Raw genomic sequence first — 19,630 nt, 5'->3', positions numbered from 1 at the left:
TGAAAAATGCAAAGTATGTCCAATGAGAGAGGGCTGTTATAAAGAAGGCGCAAAAAGTAAAACATATTCTGTCACAATTAAGTCGGATACACATGCCGAACAAGAGGCATTTCAAAATACGGAAGCATTTAAGCAATTAGCCGCAAATCGCTACAAAGTAGAAGCGAAGAATAGTGAATTAAAAAACGGACACGGGTACGATACGGCATCGACTGCGGGTCTATTTGGCATGGGAATTCAAGGTGCTACAACGATATTCGCTGTCAATTTGAAACGGATATTAAAGCTACTAAATGAAAATGAATAAGGAATAGAGACAGAAATAAGGCGCTTCCTGTTCAAAATCGAACAAGAAGTGCCTTATTTTTATCTGAGAAAGGTTCGCTTTTATGAAAACGTAAGTTTTTCAGTGCCCTCACCAAACGGCCATCAGTTTTTTTGAGGAATAAACTCGAGGTTATTTTTTGTTTTTGTTTTTGTTGTTGTTTTTATTTTTACTATGTGAATCCTTTTTTTCTTCTTTTAGCACATTAGTTGTTTTTAAAGCAGTAAAATCTGCTTCATCACCGAACTCCATACTATAGTTTGGATTTCTGTCTATGCGAGTATGATGGTCATGGTCATGATTTAAATCAGGAACAAGATCTTCGTCCTCATCAAATCGCATAATAAGAACAGGTAAGGATACTAGTCCTGCTAATCCAACGAATGCATAAATCCATCGTGATAATACCGCTGTTTGTCCACCGAACAAATAGGCAACTAAATCAAATCTAAAGAATCCTATAAGTCCCCAGTTGATTGCGCCTATGATCACTAACACTAAAGCGATTCTATAAACTACGCTCACGTTTACACCTCCTTCACTTGTAAATACGAAGCAGTAATACACCGGAAGTTCATTCTTCACATGTATAATAAGCGTCGTTCTTGCAAAAAAATTGTCATAACAAGTGGTAAAATTACAAATACTTATTGTGTAAATTAACTCGCTCATTTTGACGGTCTTATTTTTAGCAGTAACCGCTTATTTATACAAAGGCATGCCTAAGGCTAAGTTATATTACAAACAAAGTTGAAGGTAATAAACCACTTTTTTAAAAGCTGCTTATTTACTGTATCTGAAAATTCCAACTCACCTTCTGCATTGTCCTTATTGGTTTACGCCATCATATCCTATTCTTGTTCTTATGGTCTTTGAAAAAATCGAAGAAATACTATCCAAATCATCTACCAATTGGCTATTTAAATAGAGCAGAAAGTTTTATAATTACCAAAAATTTCATAAATCACATATAATATAGGTGAATAGTCTATAAATAAAATTCACTACCATTCTTCTCCAAAAAACATTTGCACTTTAACACAAAAAGAAGGGGAGTATTTTATGAAAAAACTGATAATCATTAGGATTTTAGCATTTTTAGCCGTATCACTAATCCTTTTTGCAGATGGTGTCCAAACAAATGATTTACTTTTTTGTCTTCTATTGTCACTATTCTTTATTGGTATTCCCTGGTACGAATTTTTAAAAAATAAATTTAGGATTAGGGAAAATCAGTAAAAGGTACTTTTATCTAGGGGCAAACTAATAAAATTTTCACACCAAAAAAGCGTGAGACATCAACTTTAGACATTGATTTCTCACACTTTTAAGATTTTGAGCAGAAAAGAGGTTCCAACTATTTCTGCCAATTATTAAGTTCCTTTAACAACTCAGGTAGTTGTAATTTTTTAACATCAATCGGTGGTAACGCCTTGATAAATTCCTTACCATACGACTTTGTTGAAATGCGGCGGTCTAAAACGATAAAGGCTCCTTTATCCTGCGATGAACGGATTAAACGACCAAAGCCTTGTTTAAAACGCATAATGGCTTCTGGTAGTGATAGCTCATTGAAGGAATTGCGACCTTGTGCAGTAATATGCTTTGCGCGCGCCTTAAATACAGGCTCTTCTGGTGAGGAGAACGGCAGGCGTACAACAATAACCGATGCAAGTGCGTCACCCGGAACGTCTACACCTTCCCAGAAGCTGTTTGTACCAAAAAGAACGGCATGGCTAAATTTTTGGAATGATTTCAGGATTCGCATACGGCTACCACCCGTTACACCTTGTGCAAAGAGCATATAGTCATCAAGGAGTTCACTATCTTGAATAAGCTCCACTGTTTTTCGAAGCATGTCCTGTGCGGTAAATAGGACAAAACAACGTCCTTCCGTCATCCGTACTGTACGTGTAATCGCCTGGGCGACCGCTTCAATATATTCATCCTGTGACACATGTTGAATATCGGGCATATCTGTGACAATAAATGCCTTCGCTCCTGCATAATAAGATGGGGGCGCTTGTAGCTTTCTGACTGGCACACTATCAGAAATACCGAGTTGGCGCGTCACAAAACGCTCATTGCCTGGTACAGTCAAAGTACCAGAAGTCCATACTATGCTTGCCTGCTTACGAAGCGGTGCCAGTACTTTTTCAATGATCGGCGTGACATTCACAGGCTTTTTAAAGACTTGTAAGCTACCTGGAACGCTCCGTAAATCGAATTCTAACCACACTGAATTATCATCCTGTGACGCTAGGAAAATTTCCTCCCATTCAGCGATTTTCACTTTTAATTCACGGATCCAATAATGCCATTCCGATAATATATAGAGCTCATTTTTATCTAATTGCTCAATATTATTTTTAAAAGCCTGTCCTACTTCTGTTGCAAGATCAAGCCACTGCTGTGTAATCTTACTTACTTGTAATAGAGGTTCTTTTGCTAGCGTTACATCCTCTAAAAACAAAGTACATTTACTACTAGCTTGTTTCCCTTTTATTTGTTGCTGCATTTTTTGAACAGCTCGCTGAATAGTTTCATCGAATGTCCGTTGTAGACGTATAAATTGTGCATCTAGTCGCTGCAAGCTTTGCATAGAAACACGTTGTTTTTTCTTAGCGGCCTGACTAAATTGCTGGAACAAAGCAGTTTCCTCCATCGTTCCTACTTGACCGAAAATATACTTCCACTGCGTATAGGAGAAGACAACTTCGTCCTGCTGCATGGCAGATTGTATAAATTGATGTGCTTCGTCAATGATCCATCCGTCAATTTTTGTAAAGATCGGTGTTTGACGGACTAAATCACTGAGTACCATAGAATGATTGGTTACAATACAATCAGCAAATTCACTATTTTTTAACGCTTGTTCATAGAAATCAAAACCCTTTGAAGGTTTTTCATCAGGCATTTTGCGGATTTTTTCTAAAAATAGTTGGCCACCACCAGATACATTGAGCTCACTTAACACACCTGTTTCTGTTTTAGTCAGCCAAACGAGAATCTGCAAAATCGTAAAGGTATCATCATAAGTTTCATCAGCATAAGCCATACATTGCTCAAAACGTGCAACGTCAATATAGTGCTGCATGCCCTTAAGAACAGCAATATTTACTTTAGTGCCAACGATTTTTTCAATCTTCGGTAGCTCTTCTTCAACAAGCTGCTCCTGCAAATGTGACGTATATGTGCTAATCGCAATTTTTTTATCGACTGCTCGAGCATATAAAATCGCAGGAAGTAGATAGCCCGCTGTTTTACCAATGCCTGTTGAAGCCTCTATAACGCATTCCCTTTTGTCATTGAGCGCTTGCCAAATAGTGTCCATCATCTCAAATTGCGCCGGTCGTTGCTCAAAGTTCGACATAGCCTTTGTCATTAATGCTGTTTTGTCAGCTGCTGATTGTGGATATGATACAATCTCCTCATGATTTGTATACTTTTTCCTTCCATCACAAATAGCCAAATTGCGATAGTAGGAGACATTCTCATTAGCAGTTACATGCTGTCGTTTAATTTGAAGAGCTTCAAAGAAAAGTTGGGATAAATTTGATTTCAATCTGAATGAACGTTTATGCATTTGTTCAAGAGTTAGCTGAGGGAGGCTGAGTAACTCCTTCCAGCAATGTTTAAAAAGCTCAGCAGTTGCTCGGGCATCGTCATCTGCTCGGTGTGCATTTGTTAGCTCTATATTTAAATCTGCCGCTAAATCACCTAGCTTAAAGCTCAGTGACATTGGGAACAATATTTTGGCAAGCTCAACCGTGTCCATCTTTTTACCTTGCCATTTCGGTAAACCTGCTCGCTTAAATTCTGCTTGTAAAAAGGATAAGTCAAAATCCGCATTATGCGCGACAAATACACAATCAGCAAGCAGTTCGTATATGTAGTCGGCATGTGCCTCAAACGGCAAGGCATCCTTTACATCCTCATCCGTAATATGCGTTAAATCCTGAATGAACGTTGGAATAGCTTTACCTGGATAAATAAACTTCGTAAAGGTGCGCTCAATTTTCCACTCTTTCATAATAACAATTGCTATTTGAATCATTCGGTCCCCATTTGCCGGTGAATGACCAGTCGTCTCTAAATCAACAATTGCATACTTTTGACTTTCCATCATACATCTCAACTCACAGTTCACATTAGATAGATGAATTTTATCACATTTTTCGCTCAACGGCATCCCTTCTCCTCTTTAGATTAAACACAAAAAAAAGCATGTACAATTTGTACATGCTTCCTCTCTATTACATCACCGTTGCTTCTGGCTCATAGGCAATCATTTCTTTAATTATATTACCCTCGCCCATAATAGCTACTGTTGGCTTATGATCTTTTGCCTCTGCATTATCTACGTATACATAAGAAATAATGATCACAATATCTCCACGTTGCACTAGGCGAGCTGCTGCACCGTTCACACAAATAACGCCTGATCCACGTTCCCCTGCAATAATATATGTTTCAAAACGTGCGCCATTGTTGTTATTAACGATATGCACTTTTTCGTTTGGTAGCATCCCTACTGCATCTAAAATATCCTCATCAATCGTAATAGATCCAACATAGTTTAAATCTGCTTGTGTCACTGTAGCACGGTGGATTTTACTATTCATCATCATTCGTAACATATTACAATCCTTCTTTCACATTAAAGATACAATTATCAATTAATCGAGTTTTACCAATATAGACGGCTACAGCTACAAGCACTTGCTCCGTCTCAGCAGTCGCAGGTATTAAATCTGGATATGCTAATAGTTCAATATAGTCGATGTGACCGTGTGTGCGTGCTGCAATGTGTGCCTTTGCTTTTGCAAGCGCATTCGCACCATCACCATTCGTTAAAAAGCTATCACGAGCAAGCTGTAGTGCTTCATTAATTGCTGGCGCCTCAAGACGATCCGCTTCACTTAAATACACATTACGAGAGGATTTCGCTAAACCGTCCTTCTCCCGTACAATGGGTACTACTCGCAATTCCAAAGGGAAATTAAAATCGCGTACCATCGTAGCAATAATAGCAACCTGTTGTGCATCTTTTTGTCCAAAATAAGCTCGTGTCGGCTGTGCTAGGTGAAATAATTTCGATACAACCTGTAAAACGCCATCAAAATGGCCTGGACGGCTCGCTCCACAAAGAATAGTTGCCTGTTCACCCGCATGAATACGAATACCACCATCATGCGGATACATTTCTTCAACACTCGGTGCGAAAATAATATCTACACCGACAGACTCTGCTAAAGCAGTATCCCGTGGTAAATCACGTGGATAGCTTTCAAAGTCTTCGTCTGGCCCAAATTGTGTTGGGTTGACAAAGATACTCATAACGACTAAATCATTTTCGGCACGAGCTGTTTTTGCTAGCGTTAAATGACCCTCATGTAAATACCCCATTGTTGGAACGAGTCCAATTGTTTTTTGAGCTTGCTTAGCTGCCTGGATTTCTACGGTTAATGCTTGGACTGTAGTGACGACTTTCATTACTTTACGCCCCCATATAGCTGATCCAGCGCTTCCTCTTTCATCGTGAAGGAATGCTTAGGCGCAGGGAATGTACCTGCCTTGACCGCTTCTACGTAACTAACGATTCCACGGCTCGCTTCTTGACCCATATTAGCAAACTGTTCCACAAATTTTGGTACATGATGTGAACCGTAGCTTAACATGTCATGATAAACCAACACTTGTCCATCAGCCTCAACACCAGCTCCAATGCCGATTGTTGGAATAATGAGATTAGCGGATACCATCTCTGTTAGCTGATGCGGAATACATTCTAAGACGACTGCACATGCTCCAGCCTCTTGACATTCTTTTGCATCTTCAATGAGTTTCTTTGCCTGTTCAGCTGTTTTACCCTGAACTTTGTAACCACCAAGCACTCCTGCTGATTGAGGTAGTAAACCTAAATGAGCTACCACCGGAATGCCAGCTGACGTTAATTTACGAATTGCTGGTAGAACATCGTCTGCTCCTTCCAACTTTAATGCATCTGCTCCTGTTTCCTGCATCATGGATACGGCCGTTTTCAACGTCTCGTGTACATCACCGTGGTATGAACCAAATGGCATATCCACAATAACAAACGTATCCTTTGCCCCTCGGCGCACTGCTTTTGCATGGTGAACCATATCGACCACTGTTACTGGCATTGTAGAATCATAGCCAAGTACTACCATACCTAGTGAATCTCCCACTAGAATCATATCGACGCTTGCTTCCTCGGCAAATTTTGCAGCAGGATAATCGTATGCAGTGAGCATAACGATTTTCTCACCTGCTGCCTTCATCTTTAAAAAATCTGAAGTCGTTTTCATCATGTAGTCCTCCTTTTTTAAGGAAAGAAAACAGAAAAACCCCTCTGTTCCTAAAATGGACAGAAGGGTAGTGTCGTTCGTCATCAAAAATCACCTCTCGTTTTTGATTAGAGGCCATAACTTAATAAAGGGATAAGGGAATAACTCTCTTTGAGAGAATTGCCCATTCCATTGTATAAAGTTATATTTTTGAACGCTTGTTTTCTTCCGTCCCTGTCATTAAAAGATCAAGGCAGATATTTTTGTAAATTGTACTTGCGTTTTGAAGGTGCCGTTCACAAAAGGATACTGCCCTTCGCACATACTATAACAGATTCTCCTAGTAATCTTCAAATATTATTTTCTAATAATTACGATCAATAACTATTACCAAACTCAAACCATTCGTTTCTGAAAGTTTGATTTTCGATAAACTTCAAACATTGTAAATAGAAACAGAGCAAATAAAAATGTGAATAAACCAGACGTTACATTTGTAGCTGGTACAAAGACATCCCAAAATGAATTAATGAAAGCGTGGAAAATAATACAGAGAAAAATACTTTTAGTAGAGAGGTAAATGATTGTTAATAAAAAGGACAGCGCTAAAGCTGTTTGAGAAAACCATAGGAAATTCATGTTCATTTGATTTGATCCAATGACAAACCATAATGGCAAATGCCAGACTGCCCAAATAACACCCACAATCATTGTACTCGTGAAAGGAGACCATCTTTTTTGTAATGTAGGCTGTAAAAAACCACGCCAGCCAATTTCCTCTAATCCTCCACCAATAATCATGATTGGTAATTCAAGTAACGCCAAATACATTGGATTCTCCATAGTTGCTCCGTCCCATAGCGTTGGTAAAAAACAAGCCATAAATGCCAATCCGATTGCAAATATGTACCAAGATACAGGATGCTTAGGATTTTTCACATTATGGATAAATGATTTGAACTCTTCTTTAGTCGAATATTTCTTTTTCAACCAAATCTCACAAATTGCAGGAGTAATTCCGCCGAGAATAAATAACAGCATTGATATTGCATTACCAAACTTCAGCAAATTTAGCTGTGTTAATAAGGCTAAACTGCCCCATATGATCCAAGACGTTGCAAAGGTATAAAATAGAAATCTTCTTACCTCTATTCCCAACTTTAATCCTCTCCTTCTTTCGAACCCAATAGTAACAATACGGATTTGCAAAGTGTATTCATCAATCGAATCTCATCAAACTGCACTTGATCATTTGAGAACACCCCGTAACATTTTTGCAAGACAACGTCTCTCACAATGCCATCAATGGATGTCATTATAAAGGTAGATAAATCATCTATCGAAATCTCAAGCTGAAAGCATCCTGAAGAAATACCCTCATGGATTGAATGAAAAATTTGTTGCGTAAAATATTGCCCACTTTCATTCTCATAAATGCCAGATAAAATTTTCTTTTCTCTATCTGGATTGTTAGCACATAAAATCGTAAGCTCAAATTGGATTTTGCCCACTGTTGATACGTTTTCCTTCATGTACTCTCCGAGAAAATTAAATAATTTAATGATTGTTTTTGTGGGAGAATCACTCGTATACGTAACTTCATCGATAATATGTTTATAGTCTGCATTAACATTTACTTGATTAATAACCTCAATAAGTATTTCATCCAAGTCTGAATAATAACGATAAATCCCACCCTGACTTACTCCTGACGCTTTAATAATATCCCTCATCGTAATTTCATAAAGTGGCTTGACTTTACATACTGCTATAGCTGCTTCTAAAATGCTGTTTTTCTTTTCCTGTACATATTCATGACTTACCTTTGGCATTATTTCTACCTCCAAACATAAAAATGACACTATTGTCATTTTTATCGTAATCAATTTGCCTTTTATTGTCAACAACATGTTTCTCTTGAGTTTTTTTATGAAAATTGACAATTAATGATATATGTAATATACTTCCACCATACTATATGACGTATAATATGAAACCTTGTATAGGTCTTACATTGTGAGGTGAGGAAAGATGACATTTCAACTTGGCTCAGCTTTACTTGACGCTTGTGTACTCGCCATCGTCGATAAAGAGGATGCTTATGGTTACTCATTAACACAGCAAATACAATCCGTGATGGATATATCAGAATCTACGCTGTACCCAGTATTACGTCGTTTACAAAAAGCAAATTGCTTAACAACCTACGATCAGCCCTATCAAGGCAGAAATAGACGGTATTACCAAATTACCGAGCAAGGTCGAATACGATTACTAGAGCTATTAAAAGAATGGCAACAGTATAAAGAAATGGTTGATTATGTACTTTTAGGAGGGAAATATGATGAATAGAGCAAGCTATTTGAAAAAGCTTCGGGGGAAATTACAACGTCTTCCAGCGCATGAGATTGATGCTGCGCTTGCCTATTATGAGGAATATTTCGATGAAGCAGGAGAGGAAAACGAACAGCGGGTCATTCAACAACTAGGCTCCCCTTCCCATGTTGCATCACAAATAATAGCGGACTATGCATTAAAGGATTTAGAGGCAACCTCAACTTCAACTAAGAAGAATGTGTCTGCGATGTGGCTTATCATTCTAGCAATATTATCTGCCCCACTTTCATTACCGTTACTTGTAGTAGCTATAGCACTTATTTTTTCATTTGGGGCAGTTATATTCAGCGTTATTATTGCCATTATTGCAACCGTACTTAGTATCTTTTTCGGTGGAATCGCTGCACTTATTTCAAGCTTCTTCATTTTAACTCAGGACTGGCCAACAGCATTACTCTTTATGGGTGTTGGCTTTATCATAACAGGTTTGGGCATCCTACTTTTCCCAATCGTTGCTCGTTTGATCAAAACAATCGTTATTGTTTGTGTTGAAGCATTAAGTAAACTATTCCATAAAATAACGAAGAAACGGAAGGAGGGTTACTAATGACTTCCCGACATACCCATATTGCCATTACTATGATCGCTTTAGGCGTACTGTTAGCTTTAGTTGGTTATTTCTCTGGTGGAAAATGGAGTTTTGAGATAAATGATGAAGGTATCCAACTGCCCGAGAACAATAAACTAGTAAACAATTCCTATCAACTAGATGATTTCACTAATCTCAATATTATTAATCACTATGGAGATGTTGAAATTGTTACTAGTGATCGTTATGCATTAGAAACAAATGTTATTAATGATGATGATGTGACGTACAGTATTAAAGATAAGACATTAACTGTTGAAACAAAGAGTAAGAAGAAGAATCGTTTTCAATTCGGATTTGCTAGCTTTAGAACTCCTTCCATTAAAATCTATGTTCCTGCAGATGTAAAACTGGAAACCGTTGTCCTTGATAGTAATTTTGGAGATACAACCATTCGTGGTTTGAAATATCAGGAGTTAAATCTAATTGAAGATTTTGGAAACATATTTTTGAAAGACACTACTGGTGATAAAACAGAGATTACACAATCATTTGGTGATATGACGCTACAACAATTTTCAAGTAATGGCTTTGTTGCCGAAAGTGAACATGGTGATATGGACATTGATGGAACATTAAATGGTCAATCCACTATTACGTCTGACTTTGGGGACGCTACACTGCATTTACAAAATAAAAAAAGTGAATTTGGCTATGAATTACAAACTGACTTTGGGGATCTTACTGTTGATGACGAGGATCAAAACAGCAAGGTATCGAAACCTTATAACGGTGATAACCAACTAAAAGCAACTATTTCACATGGTGACTTACAATTAAGGTTGAAATAAAGTAGGCTACCGATTCAATTTTCTTCACTGATAAGGCAGAATTACATTTTGTGATTCTGTCTTTTTAATAAGATTATTATATGATTACGTTCCTCCCTTTGAATAGTAGTAAGAATTTTCCATTTATTATATAATATTTCTATACCCATATGAATGTATTAGTAAGGGATTTTATTATAGCAATCAGTTCTTGCATGTGAAGGCAGAATCTGAGGTGAATCAGGTCAGTTACGGCATCATCTTTGATATAAAATACGATTATTGAGGTGAGCAATATGAAAATTAGACAAGCAAACATTGAAGATGCTCAAGGAATCGGAAAAGTACATGTTGATAGTTGGCGAACAACATATAAAGGCATTCTTCCAGATGATTTTTTGAATAACTTATCTTACGAGCAGCGAACAATGCTTTGGAAGAAGAATATTTCAGACGCTACGAGCTATGTACTGGTGGCGGAAAATGAACAAGATGAAATAATCGGCTTTGCAACCGGTGGCACAAGAAAAACTAATTCAGTACCGAATGCAACTGATTTAACTTCTATCTATCTTTTAGAAGAATATCATGGAAAGGGAATCGGGAAACAACTTCTTAAAGAAATCTTCACCTATTTTAAACAACAAGGATACGAAAAAGTATTTGTCGAAGTATTAGCAGAAAATAAAACACGTGATTTCTATGAATATTATGGTGCACAATATGTAAATACCATCGACATTAAAATTGGCGGAAAAATAGTAGAAGAGCTTATTTATGTATGGAATGATATAAATAAGGTGATAGAAAAAAGTAAATAAAATTTTTTTATTGGAGGGCAAGTAATGAAAACGATAGCAGGAACAATCTCTTTATCTATTTCTTTTACTTTATTCATTTATTTGTTCGGACTAAAAATGGAGCACTCAGTTAAATATGACTCTGGATTCTTTTTTCTTCCAATAATTTTACTAATACTTTCTCTGATCTTCTTTAGGCAAGACTACAAACGAGAAAAAAATATACACAGCTAAATTGTAATTCTAAAAATGTGAAAGAACGTATATTTTCACATTCGAAAATATACGTTCTTGTTAGTTAAGAGAATGTTTTTGTTTCTATAAAATTTTTATATCTCCAGCATAAATTGTCCGGACTGTGCCATTATCCTCTGTTAGCTGTAGTACACCTTCATCCGTTATCCCACTGGCAATGCCTTCAAAGCGCCCTCGTAAAGTCGTGACTTCAATACGTTGCCCAATAGTACATGACATTTGTTCCCATAGCATTTTAATACTAGCAAACCCTTCCTTCACGTATAAATCGGTGAATTGTTCTAAATATTGAAGAATAGATGCAACAAGGGCTGCACGATTAATTTCCTCACCCGCTTCTAAACGTAAAGACGTAGCTATATTAGCAATTTCTGGGGAGAAATCTGATTCAACCTGGTTTGCATTAATACCAATGCCTACTAGCAGTGCTTGTACACGGTCTGCCTCAGCCTGCATTTCTGTTAATATACCGGTACATTTTTTACCGTTAATGAGCAAATCATTTGGCCATTTAATGGCTGGTTCAATTTGTTTATATAATGTTTTTATCGCCATCGTAACCGCAACTGCTACGACAAGCGTAAACGATGAAGCTTGCTGAGGAGTAACATCCGGTCTCACAATAACGGTCATCCAAATACCTGTGCCATTTGCAGATTCCCATGGACGTGCCATACGACCACGACCAGCAGTTTGCTCCTCCCCGATTATAATCGTGCCATGTGTAGCGCCTTCCTGTGCAAGCTTATGAGCGATTATTTGTGTCGAATCTACAACATCAAAATAATGAATTTCACGTCCAAAACGTTCTGTATTTAAAAATAGTTCAATTTGAGTTGGACTTAAGCTATTAGGCACACCAATCAATACATAGCCCTTTTTCTTTACCGTTTCAAATGTGTAGCCTTCCTCCTGTAGCGATTGCATATGCTTCCATACAGCTGTACGGGATACTCCAAGGGAATCTGCTAGCTCTTGACCCGAAACAGCTTCACCATTAGCAGCTAATATTCTTTTTAAAATTTCATCCTTCATGGAAATACTCATGCTTAAATCAATCCTTTATTAAAATATACTATCACTTATTTTTTATTAAATTGAAAATTTGATGTAAAGACTTACCTTAAGAATCTTGATCCACATCAGTGAATTCTTGATATTGAATTTCTGGAACTACTAACACATTATTTTGTTTATGTATTAACGTTGTTTTCTCATTTTTCTCCAAACATTCCTTCTAAAACGATGACGAAAAAGATAAAGCAAAAGCAAGCGACCTTATTTTAGATGACGTATGGTAATTGGTCACTTTTTGGTCACTTGCTATATTTTCATGAGTTCAAAACTCTTTTAATTCAAGGCTATTCATTCTTCATGGTCATATCCACGTTCAAATCATTTCTTTAAACAAATAGCTGACACTTAATAATAATTATTATCATACTGCATACAGTCACATTTGACCATAATCAATTTTTTAAATAGCTTTTTATAATTTTTCTAATTAAGGATCATCACCAAAACGTGTGGTTGATTTTCGTTCCGACTGGGCGCTTTGTTGCTGTCGCTACGCTTTCGCACAGATAAAACATTTGTAGCTGCCGCTTCGCTTTCGCTACAGAAAACATTTGTTGCTGTCGCTTCGCTTTCGCACAGAGCAAAGCTTCCTGGGGGCGTCCGATGAGCCGCTTTTGGTGTTGCTGTCGCTACGCTTTCGCACAGAAAACATCCGCTGCGCTGCAGGGTCTCGAGCCAACACGATGTTGGTCACGGAGGCGTTATCACAGGATGTGATGCTGTTAGCCTTCGTTCCTCTATCGCTGATCCCCGAGGAGTCGCCCAGTCTCCACTCCAATCAACTATTTACATAGTAGAAGTTTTAACAAAAGTCATCCACAACTTTTGGTGATAAACCCTATTTAATTATATTTTTTGGAGGATTTCACCTTATTATATTTTAACATTTTCTTATCAAATATAAAATCGTATAAAGCTTAAAACTGAAAAACATCAGTATCATGGGATTATCCATAGACAAAACATTACTATGAAATCCTTGTATAAAACAAGGGCTTTTGTTTATTTTTCTTCTGCACTTCTTTGTGTGTACAAATTCAAGAAAATTTACACAAACGTATTAGAAATTATTCAAAAAGTGACCATCCATGAAAATACTCAATGAAACTATCGAAACTCGCACCAGTTAAAGACCTGTTGAAGCACGGAAGCACGAATTAAACAGCTCGACAATGGAATTAGGAAAATTTCTAAGGCACAATAATAAGGCATGAGTCCGATACAATATCGAAACTCATGCCCCAACCGCTGCCTAATGAAATAACTATGTCTAACAACTTCAATAACCGAATTCTTTTAGTTGTTTTTTGGTAACTCTTTTCTAGAATAACTACATTTCAATTTGTAATAATTATAGTAATATTAAGTGTTTTCATGCTTACGAACATACTCACGCTCAAACCAAGCTTTTATTTGATGGTGCTCATTAGCACATTCACCATTCACAACTGCTTCAAGCATCGCCTGCAACGCTTCTTTTACCCATGGCCCACCTTTTATTCCGGACCATTTTAACAAATCTGTACCTTTTACAATAAGCTCCTGTTTATGTCTAATAGGAAGAGCTGTCTGTATTTCAAGTATACTTTGTTGTGGCATTTCAACATCAAGCTGTCTCAATTCCGCAAAATAACAAGCTGCTTCAAGTTCCTGTTGAGTATATAAAAAGTAATCCATTTTCGTCCAGCCATTTTTTAAAGCTTTTAAAGCTTCTAACACAGCTTTTACAAATGCCATCTCCTTATTCGATAAACGATAGTCACCTAGCACTTCTCGCCAATGATCACCCTGTAATACCGCGAAATATGCCCAGCCTAATAACTTGTCCCGCGTGTTAAATTCAGACCAGTCATTCGCTTGAAAAGTACCATTCAAATAATTCACTAAGCTACTTTCCTTAAGCTTTTTTATACCGTTAAAAACATCTTTCCCTACCCATAGCTTATCGAGCTCTGCCTTTATACGCTCTTTCGCGATCCAAGAAATATTATCAGCCTTGTCCTGCATTGCTTTCAAGGTTTCTAATTCAATTAGAAAACCGAGCTGTGCTGAAAAACGTATGGCCCGTAGCATTCGTAATGCATCTTCCGAAAAACGTTTCTGTGCATCACCAACAGCTCGAATTACACCAGCCTCAATATCTTGGCGTCCTCCATAAAAATCAACAAAAGAACCATCACGGCGCATCGCTATGGCATTCATCGTAAAGTCTCGGCGCTGTAGATCTTCTTTTAACGAACGTACAAATTGCACTTCCTCGGGTCTACGGTGATCCGTATATTCACCATCTGTGCGATATGTCGTTACCTCCACCGATCCAGCTGGCACGATAACAAGTACCGTCCCATGCTGAATCCCTATATCAACTGTGCGATCAAAGATAGACTTTACTTCGTCTGGCATGGCATTTGTCGCAACATCTACATCGTGGGCTGGACGACCGAGTATAGCATCTCGTACTGCACCACCGACGATCACTGCCTCAAAGCCTGCGTATTCTAGTTGTTCAATAACTGAATAGGCTGCTTGCCATTCTTTATTGTTTTGCATGATTTCTTTCAGCAACCTTTTCGTACAATTTTTCATATTGTTCTACAATTTTAGATGAATGGAATTTTTCATCAACAGCACGGATAGCTGCTTCTCGGAAATGTTGTAATTTCTCTTCATCCTTCAATAGATTTACAGCATACTCTTTCACTGCATCCGTATCACCTAATTCCACTATATAGCCATCTACCCCATGTTCAATGACTTCTGGAATACCGCCTACAGCTGATCCAATACAAGGTACACCACAAGCCATTGCTTCAAGTAAAACTAGCCCGAATGATTCCTGCTGTGATAGTAATAATTTAAGGTCACTTATCGCATACAATTCAGCTAAATTTTCTTGTTTGCCTAAAAATAAAACATCCTCCATATAAGGACTTTCCTTTACTTGATCCATTACACGATGCTTTTCTGGACCATCTCCTACAAGCAATAGCTTTGCCTTCATGTTCGCACGAATTTTCATAAAGGCGTCTATAATATGCGGAAGATTTTTAATTTTACGGAAGTTAGATACATGAATAATAACTTTTTCATCTTCTTCAATTCCAAACTGTTCCTTTAAGTTTCCTGGATTGCGTGGGAAGTATTCACGTTCATCAACAAAGTTGTAAATCGTGTTAATCGGCTTTACTGTATCAATAAGCTCGTATGTTTGTTGCTTTAATGCCTCTGACACTGTCGTTACGATATCAGATTTGTCAATGCCATACTTAATTGCCTGTGAAAGAGTGGAATCCTGCCCAAGCACAGAAATATCTGTACCGTGTAACGTTGTGACAATCCCAATATCACGACCACTCATTTCACGTGCCAAAACAGCACAGACAGCATGTGGTATTGCATAATGCACATGAAGCACATCTAGTTCTTCATCCTTAATCACGTCCGCCATTTTACTCGCTAATGCTATATCATATGGCGAATATTGAAATACTGAATAATTGCTAACTTCTACTTCATGGAAAAAGACGGTTGGATAAATTTTATTCAATCGAAATGGTACGCTTGAGGTGATGAAATGAATCTCGTGCCCTCTCTCTGCAAGCATTTTTCCTAATTCTGTTGCGATAACACCAGAGCCTCCAACTGTTGGATAACAGGTAATGCCAATTTTAAGCTTTTTCATTCGATTATCATCCTTTCTAAATCACGTCTTTTTTTAATTTCTTCTTTCTTGAATCAGTCTCCAATCCACAAAGCCTTCTTGTAGGCCTTTTAGTAATATTTCTGCTGTTCCCATATTTGTAGCCAGTGGCACTTGGTAAACATCACAAAGACGAATAAGTGCAGAAACATCTGGCTCATGTGGTTGTGCTGTTAATGGATCACGGAAAAAAATGATCATGTCCATATCATTATTGGCAATCATAGCACCAATTTGTTGATCGCCACCGAGTGGTCCTGAACGAAAACGTGTTACCTCTAAGCCTGTAGCTTCCATAACACGCTGTCCTGTTGTACCTGTAGCAAACAACATATGCTCATTTAAAATATTTCGATAAGCAATAGCAAACTGTACTAAATTATCTTTTTTACGATCATGTGCAATTAATGCGATTTTCATAATGCTTCCATCCCAATCTTTAGATGATGTTTTCTAAACCATATACAAGTTGATCCATTTTCATGACCTCTTCTACGCAAAATGCTACACCAGACATAAAAGAATTACGGTTTAATGAATCATGACGAATTGTTAATAGCTGCCCATCTCCGCCAAATAACACTTGTTGGTGTGCTACTAAACCTGGTAATCGAACAGAGTGAATACGCATGCCATCAAATTCTCCACCCCTTGCACCTTCGATCGTTTCTTTTTCCTCTGGATGTCCTTGGATCTTTTGTGTTCGCACCTCTTGAATCAATTGTGCCGTTTTAACAGCTGTTCCTGATGGAGCATCCAGCTTTTGATCATGATGCATTTCAATAATTTCAATATCAGGTAAATATTTTGCCGCTTCCTTAGCAAATTTCATCATAAGGATAGCCCCTATCGCAAAGTTAGGAGCAATAATACAGCCTAGCTCTTTCTCTTTAGCCATTGCTGATAATTCCACTAGTTGTTCATCTGTAAAGCCTGTTGTACCAATTACAGGTCGTACATTTAAATTCAAGGCCTCTTTAGTATGTTTGTATACTGCATGCGGGCTTGTTAAATCTACTAATACGTCTGGTGCAGTCGCCTCTACAAGGTCAGACATATCTGTAAAGATTGGAGCCGTATAACTTGCCGGAAACATCTCCAAATCAGCTAATGTTTTTCCTACATCTTTATAATCTAATACAGCTACTAATTCCATTTTGTCATGCTTCATGACCGTATGTACAGCCTCAGCCCCCATTTTTCCCCTAGGTCCTGCTATTGCTACACGAATTGACATTATTCTCCATCCTTTCTAGTCCAGCGATCTTTATCTCTTGTTTCAAATTTATGTATAACGCGTAAAAGTGCTTCATCTAATTTAATGCCCTGCGCATTTGCAAAGCACACTAAAACAAAGAAAAAGTCACCTAATTCTTCTTCAATACTGTTCGCTTCCTCAGTACTCTTTTTCTTCTTTTGCCCGTAAACATCCTGCACCTCACGAGACAATTCACCAAGTTCCTCGGTTAGACGTGCCAGTAACTCAAATGGCGGGAAATAGCCTTCCTTAAATTGTCCTATATAATCATCTACACGCTGCTGTAAAGCTTGCATTGTCACTTGTTCAGTCATCTAAATCACACTCCTACTTACCATCGTATAAAATTTACACCATTGTTGTCAAAAACAATAAAATGTCAGATAATAGATAGCACTACTTCATTTGTTAGGAACTTCAGGAGGTCATATGCTAAAACAGATCAAAATTAGCAATATTATCGCAATAATGCTCGGGGCTGCAATTTTTAGCTTCGGCTTCGTCCACTTCAACATGCAAAATCACCTTGGTGAAGGTGGCCTAAGTGGGATTACACTTATACTTTATTTTACACTTGGCTGGGACCCTGCTTTAATGAATTTACTATTAAACATTCCTATGTTTATTATTGGTTATCGTTTACTTGGGAAAAAATCATTTATTTATACGCTTGTTGGAACTTTATCTGTTTCAGTTTTCCTAAAAGTTTTCCAAAAGTATCAATTTACTATTCATTTAGAGGACGATCTGTTACTTGTTGCTCTTTTTGCAGGGGTTTTTGTTGGACTAGGGCTCGGTATCGTCTTTCGCTTCGGTGGTACAACTGGTGGTGTAGATATTTTGGCTCGCCTTGGGCATAAATATTTTGGCTGGAGTATGGGTAAAACGATGTTCATCTTTGACGCAATCGTCATTATCCTATCATGGCTAACATTTTTAGATGCACGCTCTATGATGTATACCCTTGTTGCGGTATTTGTTGGTGCGCGCGTCATTGATTTTGTTCAAGAAGGAGCATATGCTGCACGTGGAGCACTTATTATATCTGAAAAATCTAGCGCCATTGCTGAGATAATCGCATTACGAATGGAACGTGGTATTACTATACTTGAAGGTCATGGCCATTTTACTAAGCAACAAAAAGAAGTGATTTATTGTGTCATTGGCCGTAATGAGGTTGTACGTTTAAAATCTATTGTACATGAGGTTGATCCACACGCATTCGTATCTATAATAGAAGTACGAGACGTAGCAGGAGAAGGCTTCACGCTAGACGACGAAAAACAACCGCTCCAATAACATTATATCTGCCTGCTCTCCTCGAATAAAACATTTTACTTTTTCGTTGAAGGTAGGCTTTTTTTTACATAGTAAATTAACGGATTAAAAAACTTGCTATAGTGAATTACCACTACAACAAGTTTTTTATTAGTCGTCACTTCGCATATTTGTAAAGATTAATACTAAACGTAATAATTCTAATACGGCTACTGCTGCCGCGGCAACATATGTTAATGCTGCAGCACTTAACACTTTGCGTGCTGGGCGCTCTTCTTCATTTGTAATAATTCCTAGAGAGTTCATTTGCACTAAAGCACGCTTTGATGCATCAAACTCTACCGGTAACGTAACTAATTGGAAAACTACACCTGCTGCCAATAATACGATACCTAAAAGTAACATATTCGCACTACTTGCAAAAATACCAATCATGACAAATATCCAAGACATATTTGATGAAATATTTGCAACTGGCACTAACTTACTGCGTAATGTAAGCATCGAATAAGCTTCTTTATGCTGGATGGCATGGCCAACCTCGTGGGCAGCAACTGCAGCACCAGCAATACTCGCCTCGTAGAAGTTACTTTCTGATAAAGCAACTGTTTTTGTTGCTGGATTATAGTGATCAGACAACACACCTTGTGTTGGAACAACTCGTACATCATATAAGCCGTTTGCATCTAAAATCGCACGCGCTACCTCTGCACCTGTTTGTCCCTTCATTGTACGTTCTTTTGCAAACTTATTATACGTGCCCTTTACTTTCATCTGTGCGTAAAGTGGTAGTAGCATTATGATTGCAAAATAAACAATATACATACTTGTTGACAATTTTCTAACCCCTTTCTACTTGGATACTATAAT

The 19,630-nt window shown here is 37.7% G+C and carries 20 protein-coding genes; 6 read left to right on the top strand and 14 right to left on the bottom strand.

The annotated features are described in order from the left end of the window. A partial coding sequence (locus ACIQZA_RS03780) for a transposase (protein WP_402879658.1) occupies positions 1-307 on the top strand: 307 nt, incomplete at its 5' end. Positions 308-457: 150 nt separating this feature from the next. Here ACIQZA_RS03780 and ACIQZA_RS03775 read toward each other — a convergent pair. From ACIQZA_RS03775 to ACIQZA_RS03745, 7 genes are all read right to left on the bottom strand, one after another. Continuing rightward, complete coding sequence (locus ACIQZA_RS03775; protein ID WP_400937416.1) at positions 458-850, bottom strand: DUF378 domain-containing protein; 393 nt, start codon at positions 848-850, stop codon at positions 458-460. 832 nt (positions 851-1,682) lie between these two features. Continuing rightward, positions 1,683-4,454 carry an ATP-dependent DNA helicase DinG gene (gene dinG, locus ACIQZA_RS03770; protein ID WP_402879660.1) on the bottom strand — a complete coding sequence of 924 codons (2,772 nt, stop codon included), beginning with the start codon at positions 4,452-4,454 and terminating at the stop codon, positions 1,683-1,685. A gap of 127 nt (positions 4,455-4,581) precedes the next feature. Further along, a complete protein-coding gene (gene panD, locus ACIQZA_RS03765) occupies positions 4,582-4,965 on the bottom strand; it encodes an aspartate 1-decarboxylase (RefSeq protein WP_142508342.1) in 384 nt (127 codons plus the stop codon). Position 4,966: 1 nt separating this feature from the next. Continuing rightward, the gene (gene panC / locus ACIQZA_RS03760) at positions 4,967-5,821 is read right to left on the bottom strand and encodes a pantoate--beta-alanine ligase (RefSeq protein ID WP_402879661.1); all 855 of its coding nucleotides are present in this window, start codon (positions 5,819-5,821) and stop codon (positions 4,967-4,969) included. Continuing rightward, entirely contained in the window at positions 5,821-6,657 is an 837-nt protein-coding gene (panB, locus tag ACIQZA_RS03755) for a 3-methyl-2-oxobutanoate hydroxymethyltransferase (protein ID WP_402880249.1), read from the bottom strand. The genes panC and panB overlap by 1 nt, the downstream gene beginning before the upstream one ends. Before the next feature lie 375 nt (positions 6,658-7,032). Continuing rightward, complete coding sequence (locus ACIQZA_RS03750; RefSeq protein WP_402879663.1) at positions 7,033-7,794, bottom strand: CPBP family intramembrane glutamic endopeptidase; 762 nt, start codon at positions 7,792-7,794, stop codon at positions 7,033-7,035. 2 nt (positions 7,795-7,796) lie between these two features. After that, positions 7,797-8,468, bottom strand: a complete 672-nt coding sequence (locus tag ACIQZA_RS03745; RefSeq protein WP_402879664.1) for a TetR/AcrR family transcriptional regulator — start codon at positions 8,466-8,468, stop codon at positions 7,797-7,799. A gap of 199 nt (positions 8,469-8,667) precedes the next feature. Between ACIQZA_RS03745 and ACIQZA_RS03740 the strand changes: the two genes are divergently transcribed. The 4 genes from ACIQZA_RS03740 (at position 8,668) to ACIQZA_RS03725 (ending at position 11,213) form a co-directional block, all read left to right on the top strand. Further along, positions 8,668-8,988, top strand: a complete 321-nt coding sequence (locus tag ACIQZA_RS03740; RefSeq protein ID WP_400937403.1) for a PadR family transcriptional regulator — start codon at positions 8,668-8,670, stop codon at positions 8,986-8,988. Continuing rightward, positions 8,978-9,580, top strand: coding sequence for a DUF1700 domain-containing protein (locus ACIQZA_RS03735; RefSeq protein WP_402879666.1), 603 nt, complete (start codon positions 8,978-8,980; stop codon positions 9,578-9,580). The genes ACIQZA_RS03740 and ACIQZA_RS03735 overlap by 11 nt, the downstream gene beginning before the upstream one ends. Then, the gene (locus ACIQZA_RS03730; protein ID WP_402879668.1) at positions 9,580-10,413 is read left to right on the top strand and encodes a DUF4097 family beta strand repeat-containing protein; all 834 of its coding nucleotides are present in this window, start codon (positions 9,580-9,582) and stop codon (positions 10,411-10,413) included. The genes ACIQZA_RS03735 and ACIQZA_RS03730 overlap by 1 nt, the downstream gene beginning before the upstream one ends. A 275-nt stretch (positions 10,414-10,688) precedes the next feature. After that, the gene (locus tag ACIQZA_RS03725) at positions 10,689-11,213 is read left to right on the top strand and encodes a GNAT family N-acetyltransferase (RefSeq protein WP_400937396.1); all 525 of its coding nucleotides are present in this window, start codon (positions 10,689-10,691) and stop codon (positions 11,211-11,213) included. 297 nt (positions 11,214-11,510) lie between these two features. Here ACIQZA_RS03725 and ACIQZA_RS03720 read toward each other — a convergent pair whose 3' ends face one another. From ACIQZA_RS03720 to ACIQZA_RS03695, 6 genes are all read right to left on the bottom strand, one after another. Continuing rightward, positions 11,511-12,494 carry a biotin--[acetyl-CoA-carboxylase] ligase gene (locus tag ACIQZA_RS03720; RefSeq protein ID WP_400937394.1) on the bottom strand — a complete coding sequence of 328 codons (984 nt, stop codon included), beginning with the start codon at positions 12,492-12,494 and terminating at the stop codon, positions 11,511-11,513. Positions 12,495-13,886: 1,392 nt separating this feature from the next. Then, positions 13,887-15,074 (bottom strand): CCA tRNA nucleotidyltransferase, encoded by a 1,188-nt coding sequence (locus ACIQZA_RS03715; RefSeq protein ID WP_400937392.1) that lies wholly within the window; start codon positions 15,072-15,074, stop codon positions 13,887-13,889. Continuing rightward, on the bottom strand, positions 15,061-16,206 hold the full coding sequence (gene bshA, locus ACIQZA_RS03710) for an N-acetyl-alpha-D-glucosaminyl L-malate synthase BshA (RefSeq protein WP_142508353.1): 1,146 nt from the start codon (positions 16,204-16,206) through the stop codon (positions 15,061-15,063). Before bshA ends, ACIQZA_RS03715 begins: the two co-directional genes overlap by 14 nt. Positions 16,207-16,239: 33 nt before the next feature. Then, positions 16,240-16,644: a methylglyoxal synthase gene (gene mgsA, locus ACIQZA_RS03705; protein ID WP_400937388.1), complete on the bottom strand. Its 405-nt coding sequence runs from the start codon at positions 16,642-16,644 to the stop codon at positions 16,240-16,242. A 19-nt stretch (positions 16,645-16,663) separates the two neighbouring features. Further along, on the bottom strand, positions 16,664-17,461 hold the full coding sequence (dapB, locus tag ACIQZA_RS03700; protein WP_400937385.1) for a 4-hydroxy-tetrahydrodipicolinate reductase: 798 nt from the start codon (positions 17,459-17,461) through the stop codon (positions 16,664-16,666). Beyond that, positions 17,461-17,796 (bottom strand): nucleotide pyrophosphohydrolase, encoded by a 336-nt coding sequence (locus ACIQZA_RS03695; protein WP_132359220.1) that lies wholly within the window; start codon positions 17,794-17,796, stop codon positions 17,461-17,463. Before ACIQZA_RS03695 ends, dapB begins: the two co-directional genes overlap by 1 nt. Positions 17,797-17,911: 115 nt before the next feature. Between ACIQZA_RS03695 and ACIQZA_RS03690 the strand changes: the two genes are divergently transcribed. Then, positions 17,912-18,781, top strand: a complete 870-nt coding sequence (locus ACIQZA_RS03690) for a YitT family protein (RefSeq protein WP_402879670.1) — start codon at positions 17,912-17,914, stop codon at positions 18,779-18,781. Between the two features lie 129 nt (positions 18,782-18,910). Here the strand turns inward: ACIQZA_RS03690 and ACIQZA_RS03685 are convergent, their stop codons facing one another. Further along, positions 18,911-19,585, bottom strand: a complete 675-nt coding sequence (locus ACIQZA_RS03685; RefSeq protein ID WP_248719165.1) for a zinc metallopeptidase — start codon at positions 19,583-19,585, stop codon at positions 18,911-18,913. Between the last annotated feature and the right edge of the window lie 45 nt (positions 19,586-19,630).

Origin of the sequence: Lysinibacillus sp. NPDC096382, from assembly GCF_044762845.1 — a bacterium.
In the GTDB taxonomy this organism is placed as follows: Bacteria; Bacillota; Bacilli; order Bacillales_A; family Planococcaceae; genus Lysinibacillus.
The sequence above is the reverse complement of the archived record's forward strand: the minus strand, read 5'-3'. Positions and strand labels throughout refer to the sequence as shown.